Annotated in this window: 15 protein-coding genes, 1 tRNA gene and 1 pseudogene; 16 read left to right on the top strand and 1 reads right to left on the bottom strand. The window is 55.4% G+C overall.

Features of this window, described 5'->3' with window-relative positions; translation table 11 throughout:
- Positions 1 to 61 precede the first annotated feature (61 nt).
- Positions 62 to 1,207, top strand: coding sequence for a 5-(carboxyamino)imidazole ribonucleotide synthase (locus A3Q7_RS0106000; protein ID WP_026224544.1), 1,146 nt, complete (start codon positions 62 to 64; stop codon positions 1,205 to 1,207).
- Positions 1,197 to 2,216, top strand: a complete 1,020-nt coding sequence (locus A3Q7_RS0105995; protein ID WP_232417843.1) for an L-threonylcarbamoyladenylate synthase — start codon at positions 1,197 to 1,199, stop codon at positions 2,214 to 2,216. Before A3Q7_RS0106000 ends, A3Q7_RS0105995 begins: the two co-directional genes overlap by 11 nt.
- Here the strand turns inward: A3Q7_RS0105995 and A3Q7_RS0105990 are convergent.
- Complete coding sequence (locus A3Q7_RS0105990) at positions 2,203 to 2,940, bottom strand: DUF3108 domain-containing protein (protein WP_018410952.1); 738 nt, start codon at positions 2,938 to 2,940, stop codon at positions 2,203 to 2,205. The genes A3Q7_RS0105995 and A3Q7_RS0105990 overlap by 14 nt on opposite strands.
- Before the next feature lie 96 nt (positions 2,941 to 3,036).
- Here A3Q7_RS0105990 and A3Q7_RS0105985 point away from each other — a divergent pair.
- From A3Q7_RS0105985 to A3Q7_RS0105920, 14 genes and pseudogenes are all read left to right on the top strand, one after another.
- Positions 3,037 to 3,112, top strand: a tRNA-Ala gene (locus A3Q7_RS0105985).
- Between the two features lie 114 nt (positions 3,113 to 3,226).
- Positions 3,227 to 4,334 (top strand): annotated as a pseudogene (locus tag A3Q7_RS20640) (IS3 family transposase).
- A 247-nt stretch (positions 4,335 to 4,581) separates the two neighbouring features.
- On the top strand, positions 4,582 to 5,664 hold the full coding sequence (gmd, locus tag A3Q7_RS0105970; protein ID WP_018410951.1) for a GDP-mannose 4,6-dehydratase: 1,083 nt from the start codon (positions 4,582 to 4,584) through the stop codon (positions 5,662 to 5,664).
- 8 nt (positions 5,665 to 5,672) lie between these two features.
- The gene (locus tag A3Q7_RS20475) at positions 5,673 to 6,635 is read left to right on the top strand and encodes a GDP-mannose 4,6-dehydratase (protein WP_018410950.1); all 963 of its coding nucleotides are present in this window, start codon (positions 5,673 to 5,675) and stop codon (positions 6,633 to 6,635) included.
- Positions 6,636 to 6,648: 13 nt separating this feature from the next.
- Positions 6,649 to 7,680, top strand: a complete 1,032-nt coding sequence (locus tag A3Q7_RS0105965) for an N-acetylneuraminate synthase family protein (RefSeq protein WP_018410949.1) — start codon at positions 6,649 to 6,651, stop codon at positions 7,678 to 7,680.
- A gap of 13 nt (positions 7,681 to 7,693) precedes the next feature.
- Positions 7,694 to 8,197 carry a KdsC family phosphatase gene (locus tag A3Q7_RS0105960; protein WP_018410948.1) on the top strand — a complete coding sequence of 168 codons (504 nt, stop codon included), beginning with the start codon at positions 7,694 to 7,696 and terminating at the stop codon, positions 8,195 to 8,197.
- A 3-nt stretch (positions 8,198 to 8,200) separates the two neighbouring features.
- Positions 8,201 to 9,010 carry an SDR family oxidoreductase gene (locus tag A3Q7_RS0105955; protein ID WP_026224543.1) on the top strand — a complete coding sequence of 270 codons (810 nt, stop codon included), beginning with the start codon at positions 8,201 to 8,203 and terminating at the stop codon, positions 9,008 to 9,010.
- Positions 9,011 to 9,012: 2 nt separating this feature from the next.
- Entirely contained in the window at positions 9,013 to 10,476 is a 1,464-nt protein-coding gene (locus A3Q7_RS0105950) for an aldehyde dehydrogenase family protein (RefSeq protein ID WP_026224542.1), read from the top strand.
- On the top strand, positions 10,421 to 11,236 hold the full coding sequence (locus tag A3Q7_RS0105945) for an acylneuraminate cytidylyltransferase family protein (protein WP_232417842.1): 816 nt from the start codon (positions 10,421 to 10,423) through the stop codon (positions 11,234 to 11,236). Before A3Q7_RS0105950 ends, A3Q7_RS0105945 begins: the two co-directional genes overlap by 56 nt.
- An 11-nt stretch (positions 11,237 to 11,247) precedes the next feature.
- The gene (locus A3Q7_RS0105940) at positions 11,248 to 13,200 is read left to right on the top strand and encodes a transketolase C-terminal domain-containing protein (protein ID WP_026224541.1); all 1,953 of its coding nucleotides are present in this window, start codon (positions 11,248 to 11,250) and stop codon (positions 13,198 to 13,200) included.
- A gap of 61 nt (positions 13,201 to 13,261) precedes the next feature.
- A complete protein-coding gene (locus A3Q7_RS0105935; protein ID WP_232417841.1) occupies positions 13,262 to 14,056 on the top strand; it encodes a hypothetical protein in 795 nt (264 codons plus the stop codon).
- Positions 14,053 to 14,772 (top strand): class I SAM-dependent methyltransferase, encoded by a 720-nt coding sequence (locus A3Q7_RS19510; RefSeq protein WP_018410939.1) that lies wholly within the window; start codon positions 14,053 to 14,055, stop codon positions 14,770 to 14,772. Before A3Q7_RS0105935 ends, A3Q7_RS19510 begins: the two co-directional genes overlap by 4 nt.
- Positions 14,772 to 15,986: a glycosyltransferase family 4 protein gene (locus tag A3Q7_RS0105925; RefSeq protein ID WP_077231321.1), complete on the top strand. Its 1,215-nt coding sequence runs from the start codon at positions 14,772 to 14,774 to the stop codon at positions 15,984 to 15,986. The genes A3Q7_RS19510 and A3Q7_RS0105925 overlap by 1 nt, the downstream gene beginning before the upstream one ends.
- Positions 15,983 to 17,398, top strand: coding sequence for a lipopolysaccharide biosynthesis protein (locus A3Q7_RS0105920; protein ID WP_018410937.1), 1,416 nt, complete (start codon positions 15,983 to 15,985; stop codon positions 17,396 to 17,398). Before A3Q7_RS0105925 ends, A3Q7_RS0105920 begins: the two co-directional genes overlap by 4 nt.
- The last annotated feature ends 32 nt before the right edge of the window (positions 17,399 to 17,430 follow it).

The following is a 17,430-nucleotide window of genomic DNA, read 5'->3' as shown; positions in this document are numbered from 1 at the left end:
GCGTTCCGCGTTCAGCCCGCGGTCGGCACGAGATGAGCCGACGTTTCCCGGAGCCATTCAGATGATTCTTCCTCCCGCAACCCTGGGCATGCTCGGCGGCGGTCAGCTCGGTCGTTTCTTCGTGCTGGCCGCGCACGAGATGGGCTATCGAGTCATTGTCCTCGACCCGGATCGCAACAGTCCTGCCGGCAGGGCGGCCGATGAGCATCTGTGTGCGGCGTTCGACGACAAGGACGCGCTCGAACGCCTGGCGGGCAGTTGCGCCGCAGTCACCACCGAATTCGAGAACGTGCCGGCCGATACGCTGGACCACTTGGCAAAGTTCATCCCGACGCGACCGAATGCGGACTGTGTGGCTATTGCCCAGAACCGCATCGCGGAAAAGACCTTCCTGTCCGACCGCGGCTTCGCGGTCGGCCCCTTCCTGCCGGTGCGCAGCGCCGCCGATATCGAGGCCGCCGATTCTTCGCTGTTTCCGGCGGTGATCAAGGTGGCGCGTTTCGGCTATGACGGGAAGGGACAGGCGCGAGTGGCGAATGTGGCCGAAGCGAAGGCGGCGTTCGAAAGCTTCAAGCGCGAAGCCTGTGTGCTGGAAAAGCTGCTGCCGCTGGACATGGAGGTGTCGGTGGTGCTGGCGCGCGATGCGGCCGGTCGTGTCGCACCGTTCCCGGTGGCCGAGAACAGCCACCGCAACGGCATTCTCGACGTGACCATCGCACCGGCCCGCATCACCGGGGCGCAGGCCGCGGAAGCGACGGACATGGCGGTGGGTATTGCCGCCGAGCTGGGCTACGTCGGCGTGCTGGGCGTCGAGTTCTTCGTGTCGGGCGGTCGCCTGCTGGTCAACGAGATGGCACCGCGGCCGCACAACAGCGGTCACTACACGATAGATGCCTGCGTCACCGACCAGTTCGAGCAGCAGGTGCGCATCCTGTGCGGCTTGCCACTGGGTGACGCGCGCCAGCACTCGCGCGCGGTCATGGTGAACCTGCTGGGAGACCTGTGGTACGGGAAGGATGCACACACCGCGCATGAGCCGGAATGGTCTCGTCTGTTCCGGGTTTCGGGTCTGAAGCTGCATCTTTATCGCAAGCACCACGCGCGCCCCGGCCGCAAGATGGGGCACTTCACCGTGCTGGGCGAAAGTGGTGATCCGGTCATCGATATCGCGATGAATGCGCGCAACGCGATAGGCATTGTCGACTGACACCATGGAGGCGTCGGACCAGGACATCGCGGAGGCGGTCCGCCGGCTCAAGGCCGGCGGTCTGGTCGCGCTGCCGACCGAAACCGTGTATGGCCTGGGTGCCGATGCGATGAACCCGGTCGCGGTGCGGCGCGTGTTCGAAGCCAAGGGGCGTCCCGCAGATCATCCGCTCATCGTGCATCTGTCCGACGCGGATCAGCTCACGTCCTGGGCGCGCGACATTCCGCGCGAGGCGATCGCGCTGGCGCGCGCCTTCTGGCCCGGCCCGCTCACCCTCATTCTGAAGAAGGAAGAGGACGTTCCGGACGAGGTGACGGGTGGTCAGGATACGGTGGGGCTGCGCGTGCCGGCGCATCCGGTCGCGCAGAAGTTGCTGCGCGCCTTCGGTGGCGGTATCGCGGCACCCTCTGCAAACCGGTTCGGGCGTATCAGCCCCACCACCGCGCAACACGTGCGCGATGAATTCGGAGCCCAGGCGGGGCAGGGCGGGCACGAGGTGTTCGTGCTGGAGGGCGGCGCAAGCGCGGTGGGCATCGAATCGACCATACTGGAACTGTCCGGAAGTACGCCGCGCATCCTGCGTCCCGGGGCAGTGACCGCCGAACAGATCGCCGCTGTCATCGGGCGTCGGCCGGAGGAGGGCAGTGGCGATGCGGAGGCACCACGTGTGTCCGGTTCACTCGCTGCACACTACGCGCCACGCACGGCCATGCGCAAGGTCGCTGCGGAGCGCCTGCGCGATTTCGTGAATGCCTTCCGTCACAGTGGCCGGCGCTGCGCCGTGATCGCGCACAGCCAGCCCCCGCTTGCCGAATATCCGCATCACTGGATCATGCTGCCTGCCGAGCCGGCTGGCTATGCGCGCGGGCTCTATGCCGCCCTGCGCGAAGCCGATGCGGCGGGGGCGGCCATCATCGTGATCGAGGCGATTCCGACGGGGGCAGACTGGGTTGCCGTGAATGACCGGCTCGGGCGCGCACTCGCCGGGGCAGGTATCACGCCTGTGTGAAGGTCTGCAACTCCCACACGATCCAGTCCTCGCGCAACAGCGGTGCGCGACTGCGCATGCGCTGCTGGTAGCTGCCCGACCATTCGCGTCTGATCCAGCGCCTGATTTCCGGTGCGTACCACAGTTCTTCGCGCCGCTCCGAGAACATTCGGAAGAAATCCGGATGTTCGAACTTGATCAGGCGACGTATCCGCAGAGCATCGAATTCGCCCGCCGGCACCGTCACCCTCTCCTCGCCCAGCACATCAAGCTGCACGTGCCAGCGGCGCGCCCTGTCCTTGGGGTCATCGATCACCATGGATTGCCAGGATTCGCGGACGCCGGGTTCCAGAACGGTCGGCAACACCGGCAGTGGCGGTTCGTATCGATTGTCGCGGTCGTATACCGTGTCCTGGGCCACCACCCAGGGTGCGGCATACCGCTCGATCTGGCCGGAACGCAGCGCGCTGAGCGGTTTGCCGTCTACCTCCACCTCCAGTTCCAGCGGCGTCGTGCCGCGCACCGTGTAGCGGACGTCGGCCACGCGCTCGCGGTTGTAGCCATTGATTTCGCGATAGCTCCAGGCATCGCCGACAGACACCTTCAGGCCGTCCGGAGGCGCATCGGCGTGTTCGTACAGACGCGCACTGACACAGCCGGCAAGGCCCAGCGGCAGCGCCCCCATCAGTACGAGACCGGGTGCACGCGTGAGCATGCGGCGACGGATCGGATCATGCGAATTCATGAGTGTCAGAAAAGAATCAACACCGGCATGTGACTGCGACCGGTGCGTCGCGTTCCTTCACATTCGGAGTGACCTCCACTATAATCTCGCCGCATCGGGGGGGTAGCTCAGCTGGGAGAGCGTCGCGTTCGCAATGCGAAGGTCGGGAGTTCGATCCTCCTCCTCTCCACCAAGACAAAAGCCCAACCTTTATCGGTTGGGCTTTTTCATTCGGGCTTTCCCCTGTCCTTGCCTCTGTAAACCGTCTCCTTTGCTGAGTGATTGAATGCAGGCAAGGAGAACAGCCATGACGAAGCCGAATGCGTTGCCGAGGGCGCGCCACACGTTGGAATTCAAGCAGCGGGCGGTGCGCCTGGTCGCGGGTGACCAGAGCATTGCTGGGGTGGCCAGGACGCTGGGCGTGGTGGATCAGACCTTGTTCAAATGGGTCAAGGCTATCCGCGAAGGCACGCTTGTCGGCGCGGCCAGCAAGTCGAGCAGATGGAGATTGCCCGGCTGCGCGCGGAGCTGACGCGGGTGAAGATGGAGCGCGACATCCTGGAAACAGCGACGGCGTACGTCGAAAAGGCATCGAAGTGAAGTACGCCCTCATTCAGCGCCATCGATGTGTGGGGCCGGTTCCGGTGCAGTGCCGTGTGCTCAAGGTCAGCGTGGCCGGATGCCACGAGCGCTTCGTGCGCCGCGCCAGCAACACTCAACGCCGCCCGCTCGGCGACGAGGCGCTGCTGGCACACATCGGGGCGATCCACGCACAGACACGTGCGTGGCTACGGCTGGCCGCGCATATAGGTGGAAGTGCTGGTCCGTGGCACTCGTGTGGGCAAGGATCCGTTGCAGAAACCGATGCAGCAGCACGGCTCCGCGTCAGGGGCAAGCCGCGATTCAAGGTCTCCACCGACAGCCCGCATGACCCGCTGATCGCGCCGAATCCGCTCAACCGCAAATTCGCGATGTCGGAGTCATATAAGTTGTCGGAGCGCAACATCACCTGCATTCCCACCGACAAGGGATGGCTGTTTCCGGCCGTGGTGATCGTCCTGTTCAGCCGTCACGTGGTGGGCCGGACATTGCGCGAGGACATGCGGCGTGACATCGTGATCGACGCCTTACGCATGACATGGTTCAAACGCCATCCCGGCAAGGTTACGTGCCTGCTCGTTCACTGCGACAGAGGCAGCCTGCACGCCAGCAAGAACTTCCGTGATGTGCTGCTGGAGGAGTACGGCATCTCCGCCTCGATGAGCCCCTGCGGCAACTGCTGGGATAACACCTGCAGTGAGACCCTGTTCGGCTCGTTGGAGGTGGAGCGGCTGTACTCGACGCTGGACTATGTCAGCCCAATGCGGTTCGAAGATGACTGGCGCACTGAACAACCTCGGCAAGCCAGCGCGTAGACCGGCCATGAGATATGGACTACAGGGGGAAGTTCACAAAAGTGTCTGCCAGAAAAGCATTCAGCACAGACGAGGGCGAAAAACTTGAGTCGGATCAGTAGAAACTTGATTCGGAGCGTGCAGAGTGAAGCAGTCTGTGCGTGGAAGTTGCTCAAAATTTAGGCAATCTGCCATGAAAACCCGCTAATGACATAAAAGTGCGGAAGGCGCTGCATTGATAGATTTTAGGACAACTACGGACGATCAAATGAAGAAAGCCATTATTACCGGCATTACAGGCCAAGACGGCGCATATCTAGCTGAACTGCTCCTTGAAAAAGGCTACGAAGTTCACGGCATCCGTCGCCGCGCCTCGTTATTTAATACTGATCGTATTGATCACCTCTATCAAGACCCGCACCTGCCAGGAACCCGAATGTTCTTGCATTACGGGGATCTAACCGATACGTCCAGCCTTGTTCGCATCATCCAGCAAGTACAGCCGGACGAAATCTATAACCTTGCTGCGCAAAGCCACGTTGCAGTAAGTTTTGAAGAGCCTGAATATACTGCCAACTCCGATGCGTTGGGTGCGCTACGAATTCTCGAAGCTATTCGACTTCTTGGGCTGGAAAAGAAAATCAAATTTTATCAGGCGAGCACCTCTGAACTCTACGGCCTTGTTCAGGAAACTCCCCAGAAAGAAACGACGCCGTTTTACCCACGCAGCCCGTATGCAGTTGCCAAGCTCTACGCTTACTGGATAACGGTGAATTACAGAGAAGCTTACGGCATCTACGCATGCAACGGTATTCTTTTCAACCACGAGAGCCCGCTCCGCGGAGAAACATTCGTCACTCGGAAGATCACCCGCGCACTAACCCGAATTAAGCTGGGCCTCCAAGAGTGTGTTTATCTTGGCAACCTCAATGCAAAACGTGACTGGGGGCATGCCAAGGATTATGTTGAAATGCAATGGTTGATGCTTCAACAGGAACAGCCCGAGGACTTTGTCATAGCAACTGGTGTTCAATACAGCGTACGCGACTTCATCAACGTGGCAGCCAAGGAATTGGGTATGCAGATCCGCTGGGAAGGGGAAGGGGTTGATGAAAAAGGCTATGATGCTCACGGCAAATGTGTAGTGGCCGTTGATCCACGTTACTTCCGTCCGACTGAAGTTGAAACCCTGCTCGGGGATCCAGCCAAAGCCAAGGAGAAACTGGGGTGGACGCCGAAGATCACCTTCGAAGAACTCGTTGCCGAAATGGTCCGCGAAGATTTAAAGTCCTCAGAACGTGATGAGCTTATCAAGCGCCATGGCTACAAATCGATGGATTTCCACGAGTAACTTTAGCCATGCAACGTCGCGCGCTGATTTGCGGGATTTCGGGACAGGATGGCGCCTACCTGGCCCGCTTGCTGTTGTCCAAAGGTTACGAAGTATGGGGGACGTCACGCGATGCAAAAAATAATGGATTCGAGGGGTTGAAGGTATTAAGCATCTTCGACAAGGTAAAAATCCTGTCAATGTCGCCCGAGGATTTCTGTAGCGTACTTCAAGTTTTTTCCGAGGTAAGGCCACATGAAATCTATAACCTTGCTGGCCAATCCTCAGTTGGACTTTCTTTTGAACAGCCACTCGAAACGATGTCAGGCATCGCTTCCGGAACACTTAACCAACTTGAAGCTATTCGGATTGTTGATAAGTCTATCCGCTTTTTTGGAGCAGGTTCCAGTGAGTGTTTTGGTGACACAGGTGGGTTGCCGGCAAATGAGTCGTCATTGTTTCGGCCGCAGAGCCCTTATGCGGTTGCAAAAGCGGCGTCCACATGGCACGCGTCGGTTTATCGGAAGTCTTATGATCTCTTTGCATGCACGGGCATCCTGTTTAATCACGAATCCCCTTTGCGTCCAGAACGTTTCGTAACAAAAAAAATTGTTTCGGCGGCGAAGCGGATTGCATCTGGAAGCAACGAGAAACTTAAACTCGGAAATATTGATATTCGTCGGGACTGGGGGTGGGCTCCGGAATATGTGGATGCCATGTGGCGTATGCTGAACCTTGATGCTCCAGAGGATTTTGTTATCGCAACAGGTGTGTCGCAAAGTCTCCGCGAATTTGTCCAAGTGATTTTTGAAGAGGCTGAACTCGACTGGCGCGAACATGTGATCGCTGATCCAACCCTGCTGAGGCCCTCCGATCCACTTGAGTGCATCGGCGATTCAGCCAAAGCAAAAATACGGCTGGATTGGCGGCCTGCGGTTGTCGGTGCAGAAGTCCCGAAGAAAATTTTTCACGACAGTTTTTCGATTATGTAACTCCGGAGAAGTTATGTTTAGGAAAGATGAAATAGGAGAAGAGCCGTTTGTAATCGCGGAGGTCGGCCAGAATCACAATGGCGATCTCGACTTGGCAAGGGAATATATTCGCATCTTTGCCTTCGAAGGCGCGGATGCGGTTAAATTCCAGACCCGGAACAACAAGTATCTGTTCTCGCAAGACGCCTACGATGCACCCTATACAAGCGAAAATGCATTCGCGGCAACCTACGGTGCCCACAGGGAAAAATTGGAACTCAAGCCAGAGTGGCTGCCGATCCTCAAGGGGGATTGCATTAAGCATGGTGTCAAGTTCATGTCCACGCCGTTTGACGAACCCAGTCTGGAGTTGCTGAAGTCAATTGATGTCGATATTCTTAAGATCGCCTCTTTTGATCTGGGAAACCTTCCGTTGATCCACCGCATTGCCGCCCTCGGGAAACCGGTCGTCATGAGTGTTGGTGGAGGCAAGATCAACCAGATCCGATCCAGTGTCGAGGTTCTGCTCGACCATCATGACGAGGTCGCTGTCCTTCATTGTGTTTCAGAGTACCCTTGTGAATACAACCGATTGGGCTTGGATAATATTGAGGTGTTGATCAGGGAGTTTCCTCGGTGCACTATTGGCTCTTCGGATCATTTTAATGGCATTCTATCAGGGCCCGTTGCCTACCTGAAAGGGGCCCGTGTTTTCGAAAAACATGTCACCTTGAACCGAGCGTCCAGGGGTACGGATCATAGTTTTGCCCTTGAGCCAGAGGGGTTCCGAAAATTCGTACGTGATATCAAACGCGTTCGCCATATGCTTCCACCGAAACCGGCAGATGACCTGGGGAATGAAAATGTGTTCAAGAAGCTGGGCAAATCTCTGGTTGCATACAAGGACATAAAGGCCGGTGAAGAAATAACCTTGGATCACCTTTCCGGCCGTATTTTTAATACCCAGTACATCCCGGTGCGCGAGTCTAATCAAGTAATTGGCAGCATTGCTAAACGTGATATCGCCAAGGGTGAGCCGATTCACTACACTGATATCAACGGTTGAGACACGCTTTTCCATGCTGAGTATCGACCTGCTATCGACAGTTCGCCTGATCGCATTTGACTTCGACGGCGTCTTTACGGACAACACTGTCTATGTCAGTCAAGATGGCGTCGAGAGTGTCCGTTGCTGGCGCAGCGATGGGCTTGGTTTGGCAAGATTGCGGAGCTTAGGGGTACAGGCCTTTATCATCTCCACGGAAGCGAACCCGGTTGTGTCGGCTCGAGCACAAAAACTTAAGTTACTCTGCAAGCAAGGCGTTGAGGATAAAGCGGCTGCAATCCTCGCCACATGTAGAGAACTGCAAGTCGATCCGCAACAGACCATGTTTGTCGGTAACGATATCAACGACATACCGGCGTTTCAGTCGATTGGCATTCCGGTGGGCGTTGCGGATGCGTATCCTGAGATTTATCCTTATGTCCTTTATCGCACGCAGAAGCCCGGTGGATTAGGGGCAGTAAGAGAGATTTGCGATCTTGTGTACAACGCCATGAACGTTGGTGCCGACGGAATATAAGTTATGAGCGACAGCCTTTTCGATGTCAGTCAGGACATCGTGTTGATCACCGGGGTCTCTGGGCAATTGGGTGCGGAATACGCGAAGGCCTTTCTTTTGCGTGGCGCCAAGGTGGTTGGTCTGGATGTTAGCCCTTCAGCCAGAAGCGATGCGCTGACAGCGGAGCATGCAGCAAACTATCAGTTTCTATCCGCCGATGTCACCGATAAGGCTAGCCTTCAAAGCGCGTTGGCACAAACTAACGCCAGGTTTGGCACGCCGACCGTGCTTATTAATAACGCAGCTATCGATTCACCTCCATCGGCTCCGCCAGAAGAAAATGGACCCTTCGAAGACTACCCTGAGACATCGTGGGATAAAGTCGTTGATGTCAATTTGAAGGGTGTCTATCTGTGCTGTCAGGTTTTTGGAGCGTCCATGGCCAAGGCGAAAAAGGGTTCCATCATCAACGTCGCTTCCATCTACGGTGTGGTGTCGCCTGACCAGAATCTTTATGAATATCGGCGAAATCGCGGTGAAGTCTTTTACAAACCAGTCGCCTATGCAGCGTCCAAATCCGGCATCCTCAATCTCACCCGCTATTTGGCTGCCTACTGGGCCAAACAGAATGTGCGGGTAAATTCTTTGACAATTGCGGGTGTGTTCAATAATCAGGAACAAGCCTTCCTTGATGTTTATTGTGGACGGATTCCAGTGGGTCGCATGGCCAACCCCGACGAATACAACGGATCTGTTCTGTTCCTTGCCAGCAGAGCTTCGCGTTACATGACCGGTCACAATCTGATTGTCGATGGCGGCTGGACGGCTATCTGACCATGGCTATGCTTCAGCATATTCCAAATTGGCTCAACGGTCAGGAAACTCAGCCTTCCAGCAACGCTTGGCTTGATAAATACAACCCCCATTCTGGCCGTTTGCTCTCAAAAGTTGCCGATTCCTCGGCGATCGATGTCCAAAATGCCGTCGGAGTTGCCGGTGACGCCTTCGCCGCCTGGGCCGAACTTACACCGGTTAGGCGTGGGCAGGTACTCGCCGACATCGTCGCCAATATGAGATGCCGCGCCGACGAACTGGCAGAGTGCATCGCATTGGAAACGGGCAAGCCACCGCAGGATGCCAAAGGTGAAGTCGGCGGTGCCATTCTCCAGGCTGAATACTGGGCCGGCGAAGGCATGCGTCTCTACGGTCGCTCGCTCACTTCGGGCACGCCTGGAAAATACAGCCATACCGTACGTCAGCCGCGTGGGGTTGCCGGCCTGATCGTTCCAGCCAATACACCTATCGCTAACATTGCCTGGAAAACCTTCCCAGCGCTAATCTGCGGCAACACCGTGGTGATAAAAGCGGCTGAAGATTCGCCGCGAATTGCCCTTCTATTTGCTCAACTGACCAAAGAGGCCGGCCTGCCTGACGGCGTTTTCAATGTCATTCAAGGGCATGGGCAACCATCTGGCGCGGCATTGGTGAAAGATCCTCGTGTGGCCGTTATCAGCTTTACCGGCTCCACCGAAGTAGGCCGTTGGATTGCCGAAGTCGGTGGAAGGCGTCTGGCGCGTGTATCTCTTGAACTTGGAGGTAAAAATCCGTTCGTGGTCTGCGACGATGCTGACCTCGATCTGGCCGCACACTGGGCTTCTCTCTCAGCCTTCAGCAATGCAGGTCAGCGCTGTGCAGCGGGCAGTCGGATTATCATTTTCAAGAGCATTTACGATCAGTTCAGAGACAAGCTGGTTGCCAAGGTCAATAGCCTCAAACTCGGTACAGCCGTGGGTTGCGACCTCGGTCCGGTCATCAATCAACGCCAGCAGCAAAACATCCTGGCCGCCATTGAACGCGCAAAAGCAGAAGGTGGAACTGTAGTCTGCGGCGGCAACGTTCCTAATGCTCCGGAGCTGGTCAACGGCTACTACATCCAACCCACCGTTATCGAAGGCTTGCTACCCTCCGCCGAACTGAGTTGCAAAGAAATTTTCGGTCCATTAGCTACTCTGCACCCCGTGGCCGATATCCAAGAAGCGCTGGCACAGGCAAACGCTACTGAATACGGCCTTAGCGCAGCCATTCACACCCGCAATGTCGATCGCGCCATGTGGTTTGCCCAGCGCGTTAAGGCAGGGGTTGCCAACATTAATCTGGGTACATTCGGCAGCGAACCCCACATGCCGTTTGGTGGCTTCGGTTCATCGGGTAATGGCACGCGCGAGCCGGGTATCGAGGCTCTGGATGTTTATTCCGAACTCAAGAACATCTCCTTCCTTACCCGCAACCAATTCATCTGAAGCCATGAGACCCAAATCGGTTGCTTTCATTCCCGCTCGTTCAGGTTCAAAGCGTGTTCCCAACAAGAACATCAAGCCCTTGGGCGGCCACCCAATGATGGCGTACACGGTGCGGGCGGCCATCGACAGCGGTGTATTCGATGCCGTGATTTGTGCAACCGATAGCCAACTGTATGCCGACGTCGCCACCTATTACGGCGCAGAAGTGCCATTCTTGCGCTCTGCCGATATTTCCGGCGACAAGTCCCCGGATATCGAATGGGTGGTCTGGTTGCTTAAGCAGTTAGAGGCTCATGGCAGAAGCTATGAAATATTCAGCATACTGCGCCCCACCAGTCCATTTCGCCTGCCAGAAACAATTCAGCGGGCATGGAAAGTCTTCAGGGAAGACCCCAGGGCAGACTCACTGCGGGCAGTGGAAAAGTGTAAGCAACACCCCGGGAAGATGTGGGTCGTGCGTGGTCAGCGCATGTTGCCGGTCATGCCCTTCAACATCGACGCTACCCCATGGCATAGCAGCCAGTATGCCAATCTTCCAGAAATCTATGCCCAGGATGCCAGCCTCGAAATCGCCTGGTCACGAATCGCCTTGGAACACAACACCATAGCTGGCGAGGCGATCATTCCATTCTTCAGTAAAGGGCTGGAAGGGTTCGATATCAACGAACCGGAAGACTGGCTGCTGGCAGAACATTATCGGACCAATGGGCAGGCGCGCCTGCCCGCCATCAGCCAGACCCCCTTTGAAATTAATGAATAAAGGAGCCCTCAGTGGGTGATCAAGTTGGCGTCGCGGTCAGCGGTACTTTGTATTACGTACCGTATAAAGAATTTGAGCGTATCCTTTCTCTGTCCCTTGACCCGGTAAAAAAAACCACGTTGTTTGCCGCGCTCTGCCGGATCAATACTCTATACATGATCGCCCGTGCCGGATCTGGTCACATCGGTAGCAGTTTCAGCAGCATGGACATCATGGCCTGGCTGCAACTCAATGAACTTCGCACGGGTACGCTGAATGATACAAACAGCCTAAACGATATCTTTTTCTCTTCCAAGGGCCACGACGCGCCCGGTCTTTACAGCACTTGGATTGGCCTTGGCAAACTGGAATTCGACCTGATTCACCGACTACGGCGACTCAACGGTTTGCCTGGTCACCCCGACGTCTCGATACCCAATGTCGTGACCAATACTGGCTCTCTGGGCATGGGGGTTTCCAAAGCGAAGGGCATGATCCTCGCAAAGCGCCTGCAGAAAACTTCTGGCAAGGTGTATGTCCTGACCGGCGATGGCGAACTACAGGAAGGTCAGTTCTGGGAATCGCTGATTTTCGCGGCCAATCACAAGCTCCACGAATTGACTGTCATCATCGATCACAACAAACTGCAATCCGACACTCTCGTATCCAAAGTCAGCGACTTGGGCGATCTCGAAGCCAAACTTGCCGCCTTCGGCTGGCATGTCAGCCGTTGTGATGGCAATGATCTGGACGCTTTTTCCAAAACACTCACTGCATCAAAGAGTGCGGTAGACAGGCCCAAGATCATCATTGCCGATACCATTAAGGGGCGCGGGGTCTCCTTCATGGAGCACACTTCAATCGACTCCGATGTGGAGTTTTACAAGTTCCACAGCGGCGCCCCAACAGATGATACGTACGTTAGGGCCGCGCAAGAATTGATTGACGCCGCCAATGCAAAGCTCGCCGCTTCCCAGGCAGGTGCATTGGAGCTCGAGACCGTCACCCGTCCGGCTGCCATCCAGGGGGAAAACCCGCAGCGATTGATCCAAGCCTATTCTAACGCCTTGCTCAATCAGGCCAGGAAGAACCCCAAGATAGTTGCCCTGGATGCCGACCTGATTCTCGACACTGGTCTGATTCCCTTCAAACAGGAGTTTCCGCATCGTTTCGTCGAATGCGGCATCGCAGAGCAGGACATGGTCTCTGTGGCAGGGGGAATGGCGTTGAGTGGCTTGCTTCCCGTCGTACATTCTTTTGCCTGCTTCTTGTCAGCTCGCCCAAATGAACAGGTTTATAACAACGCCACTGAAAGAACAAAGGTGGTGTACGTGGCCTCTCTTGCTGGCGTAATACCGGGTGGGCCGGGACATTCCCATCAGGCTGTCCGAGATATTTCCTCGCTAGCCGCGGTACCTGGTCTGACTATGATAGAGCCCAGCTGCGAAGCCGAAGTCAGTTTACTTCTCAACTGGGCGTTAAATGTTAATCCACTGAGTAGCTACTTGCGTTTGGTCAGCCTGCCAATGGTTCTCCCTTATCAGCTTCCCGATAACTACGTGCCCGAGTACGGCAAGGGTGTGGCACTGACGGAGGGCGATGACATTATGATTATCGCCTACGGTCCAGTTATGCTGACGGTGGCGGTTGACGCCGCAGATATTCTCAAACTGGAACATGGCATTGGAGCCAAGGTGGTGAACCTGCCCTGGTTGAACCATGTTGATTCTTCATGGCTGGCATCAGAAGTGGCCAACTACAAGGCTATCGTTTCATTAGATAACCATTATCGGCAGGGTGGCCAAGGCGACCGTATAGGCGATGCCCTGCACGCCATTCGCCGTGATTGTTCGGCACCCCTTCCGAGCTTCGCTCGGATCGCGCTTGAGGAGATTCCGGAAAGTGGCAGCAATCTGGAAGTTCTTGGTCGCCACAAGCTTGACCGTGACAGCGTAGTGAAAACGGTCCTAAGTGCTTTATGTTAATTAAGAAACAAAAATGTTTTTAGGAAAACTGAGAAACAAGTTTGGTTCAATCACGAACCTCATGGGCAAGACGTCAGTCGCGTTGCGGAGGGCACGTTACGAGACGTTGCGCGACGCCCGTTTGCAAGCATCGCCTAAGGGTGTTGCGGGCTACGGTTACAAAGTGTTTTCGCAAAGCGACGAGGACGGCGTTATCAACCAGATATTTCGTCGCATCGGTCTGACAAATCGAATTTTTGTGGAGTTCGGGGTTGGCGATGGCCTCGAGAACAATACCGCAGCGCTGCTGTTTGATGGTTGGTCCGGCTTGTGGATCGAGGGGTCAAAGGCCTATAGTGACCGGATAATTTCAAACATGTCCAACCTCATCGATGCCGGCCGCCTAAAGGTGGTAAATGACTTCGTATATCCTGATAATATTGATCGCCTGATTTCTTCTAATCTCGAGGTGGAAGAGATAGACCTGCTCTCGGTTGACATTGATGGTAACGACGCCCACGTGGTGAAAGAGATAAAGTGCATCAATCCCAGGGTGATCGTGGTTGAGTACAACGCGAAATTCGGTCCTTCGATCGACTTCTGCATGAAGTACGATCGGAACCATGTGTGGCGTAAATCTGATAATTTCGGCGCATCGCTGAAGAATTATGAGAAGCTGATGTCCATGCGCGGATACAGTCTGGTCGGATGTAATGTCGTCGGCACCAATGCGTTTTTTGTAAGAAGCGACTTGGTTGGCGAGCTGTTCGATCAACCCTACACGTCGGAGCATCACTACGAGCCCGCGCGTTATGAGTTGGTCGGCCTTCCGGCTGGGCACCCTGCGATCCATAGCACCTTCCAGTCGATTTTATGAGCTATAAGGACGAGCTTTATGAAGCGTACGTCAACACCCATATTCGTCATCGCAAGAAGGCGGGGGATATAGGTGATTTCTCCCGACGTGCGCGCGCCTATCAGCGAATTTTCGGCAATTTTCTTCCGAACGATAAATCTGCAAGGATCGTAGATTTGGGTTGTGGTCCGGGTAGCATAGTCTGGTGGCTTCAGCAGCGCGGATATGACAACGCGAGCGGAATTGATATTAGCCAAGAACAAGTCGATGTCGCGCACGGACTGGGGGTGCGCTCCGTTGTTCAGGGCGATATTTTCGAATTTCTGCGCATGGAAGAGGAGTACGACATGCTTTTCGCGCGTGACGTACTCGAGCACATGGACAAGGAGTCGGCGTACCAATTTGTCAAACTGTCCCAGACCCGATTGAAGCCTGGTGGCCGGCTAATCCTGCAGGTTCCCAATGCGGAGTCTCCGTTCTTCGGCCGAATCCGTTATGGAGACTTCACACATGAATTGGCCTTCACCCCTTCGAGCGTTTCCCAGATAGGGTACGCAGCGGGCTTTCGCGAAATTTTGGTCTTTCCTGTTCGCCCGATCCCCATTGGGGTGCGGTCCAGCATCAGACGTTTTTTCTGGTTTTTTGTCGAGGCTGCTCTCAAGTGGTTGGTCAGACTTGAGTCTCCGGGCGCCGGCTCCGTGGTGACGACCAATCTGCTGGTTGTTGCGGTTAAGTGATGAAAAACATCCTGTTGATCGGAAACCATCCGCCTCCCTATGGCGGAGTACCTGTCCATATTGAACAGCTGGCACCATTCCTCGTGCAACGGGGTTGGAAGGTTGTGGTGCTCTCGTTAATGTCGCAGGCCCCCTCTGACCTACCTGAGGTTCAGGAACATCCGGGCGGTTATACGATCTACCGCCCGCGTCTGAAGCATAAGGCGCTTGCGATGTTCTCACCACAAGGAGCGATGCTCGCGCCCCTTATGGCGCTACCCTTCCTGCGCAAGTCGTTAACCACCTATCTTAGCCATATCGGCGTTGGCTTCTACGCGCGCCGCTTGGTGAGACGACACGACATTCGTATCGTTTCGGCTTATCACGTTCTTACCGCAGGATTACTCGGTGCCTGGCTTAAGCATGTGACCGGGATCCCGCTTGTCACGACGATATTCGGCGAGGCATATCGTGAACGCGAACTATATTCGCGTCTTGCAAAACTCGTGAACGACGTAGTGGAATCCAGCGACGTGCTACTTTCCTGCAGTGACCACTGCGCGAGAAGCCTGTCCTCTCTCGGTTATCAGAAATCTGTCCAAACCGTCATTTACGGCATAGACATCGATCGGTTCAAACCGGAAAACTCAGGTGCAGAGGTGCGCAGGAGCCTGGGAATTCCCCCTTCCGCCTTGGTCATTGGTTTTGTTGCGCGCATGGTCAGGGAGATGGGGTTGCATGTGATGCTATCCCTCGCCAAGCAAATGCTCGAGGCTGGCCGGCCGGTTCATTTCCTCATCGCCGGCACCGCCGGTGAACTAACCGCTTCCGCCAACCAGTTGCATGACGAATACCCGGACAAGGTGCACGTTACGGCAAATCTCTCTGCGGATCTGCTTCCCAAGTACTATGCAGCCAGCGACATCGTGGTAGTTCCGAGCATCAACGAGCGTGCTTGCCTAGGGTTGGCTATTGCAGAGGCTATGGCTACCGGTAGGACGGTTGTCGCGTCCCGGGTTGGTGGGCACCCGGAAGTCATCACCGATCAGAAAAACGGCTTGTTGGTTGAGCCTGATTCTGCAGAGTCCCTCGTGTCCGCGATCGAAACCTTATTGGCCGACAAGACTGGCCTGATGGAGCGCCTGAGATCGGCGTCACGACAGGAGGCGCTGGCTCGATTTGATATGCGGGATACCTTGAATCGGATGGAGAGAATCTTCTGCGAGCTTCAGTGAAGATTAACAAGACCTTTCTTTGGGCGATTGCCCTGCGCACCAGCCCAGCGTTAATCAACTTCTTTTTTTTCCTCATTCTGGCGAAGCTGATGGGCCCTGCCGAATTCGGAGTGCTGGCCCTCGCACAAGTTTGGCTTGGCGGCTTCCGGATCCTTGGCAATAGTGGATTCTCTGGTGCAGTGATCCAGGCTAGGAATCTAACCGACCGGCAGCTGAGTTCGGTGTTTTTCCTTAATCTCGGTATCTCGCTGCTGCTGGTGCTACTGTGTTCCGCTTCAGTGTGGATTTTTCCCACAGACCCGAGTGTGGGCGATTTCCCGCAGGTTGTTTCACTCATGTCCTTGACGCTGATGATTTCCGGGGTCGCTCTGGTTCAAGAGGCGCTGGCCTATCGCGGCATGAGGCTCCGCTTTCTTGCCCAACGCGACCTGATTTCTGCCCTCGTCGGTGGCGCTGTCGGCATCGCGCTGGCACTACATGGGTGGGGTGTTTGGGCGCTGGTCATGCAAGCATTGGTGAGCTCATTGGTGGGGGTGATTCTGCTCTGGCACGGAGCAAACTGGTTACCCAAATGGCGTGAGTTTTCCCTTGCGGATGTGAAACCACTTCTGAAGTTCAGCCTCTGGATGTTGGCGTTTCAGTTGTTCGCTTATTTGGCTAGAGAGTCCGACAAGACCATGATAGGTTTTATGGTCGGGATTACGGCGCTGGGGATCTATACCCTCGCGAACAAGTTCATCCTGTTGCCCTCCATGATCTTCGCAGATGCTTTGAACAGCTACCTGTTCCCAAAGCTGTCTTCGCTACAGACCAACCCTGACGACATGAGTCGGGTATATGCGGGGTCTGTGTACCTGACGATGAGCATCGTGCCACCTTCAATATTTGCACTGGGAATCGTTATTTACTTATATGGAGTCCCCGCCTTCGGCCCTCAATGGGAAGGGGTGGACAAGGCGGTTCCCTACGTGGCAATCATTGCAGCGTGTCAATCCTACATTTCGCCGGCAGGTTCGGTACTAAAGGCGCTGGGTCGGGTTTCTCTACTGTTCAAGTGGGCGGTCTTTGTTTTCTGCCTTATGGTCATCGGCGTGCTCGGGGGCGTGGCTTTCGGTATTGAAGGAATCATGGCAGGCCTGGTTTGCGCAAATCTGATCTGCACAATTGCGGTGAGCCTCTTGCTGCATCAACTGATCGGAAAGACGTCGATGATGAAGCAAGTGGTTCACTTTTATGCCATCATCGGATTCGGCCTTGGTCTGGCTGCGGTCACCATCAATTCTATTGCGTCACTGGGTGTTCAAAATTTCGCGATCAGTGCGGTGGTGACTTTTGCGTCAGCGCTATTTTACTTTTCTACTGTATTCTTGGTGCTCAGAAAACGAATTGGGCACTACCTGAAATTGAATTGAGACTCTTTTTGCCTATGGTCTAAATCACCATG

The organism is Methyloversatilis thermotolerans (genome assembly GCF_000372885.1).
GTDB classification, from domain to species: Bacteria; Pseudomonadota; Gammaproteobacteria; order Burkholderiales; family Rhodocyclaceae; genus Methyloversatilis; species Methyloversatilis thermotolerans.
The sequence above is the reverse complement of the archived record's forward strand: the minus strand, read 5'-3'. Positions and strand labels throughout refer to the sequence as shown.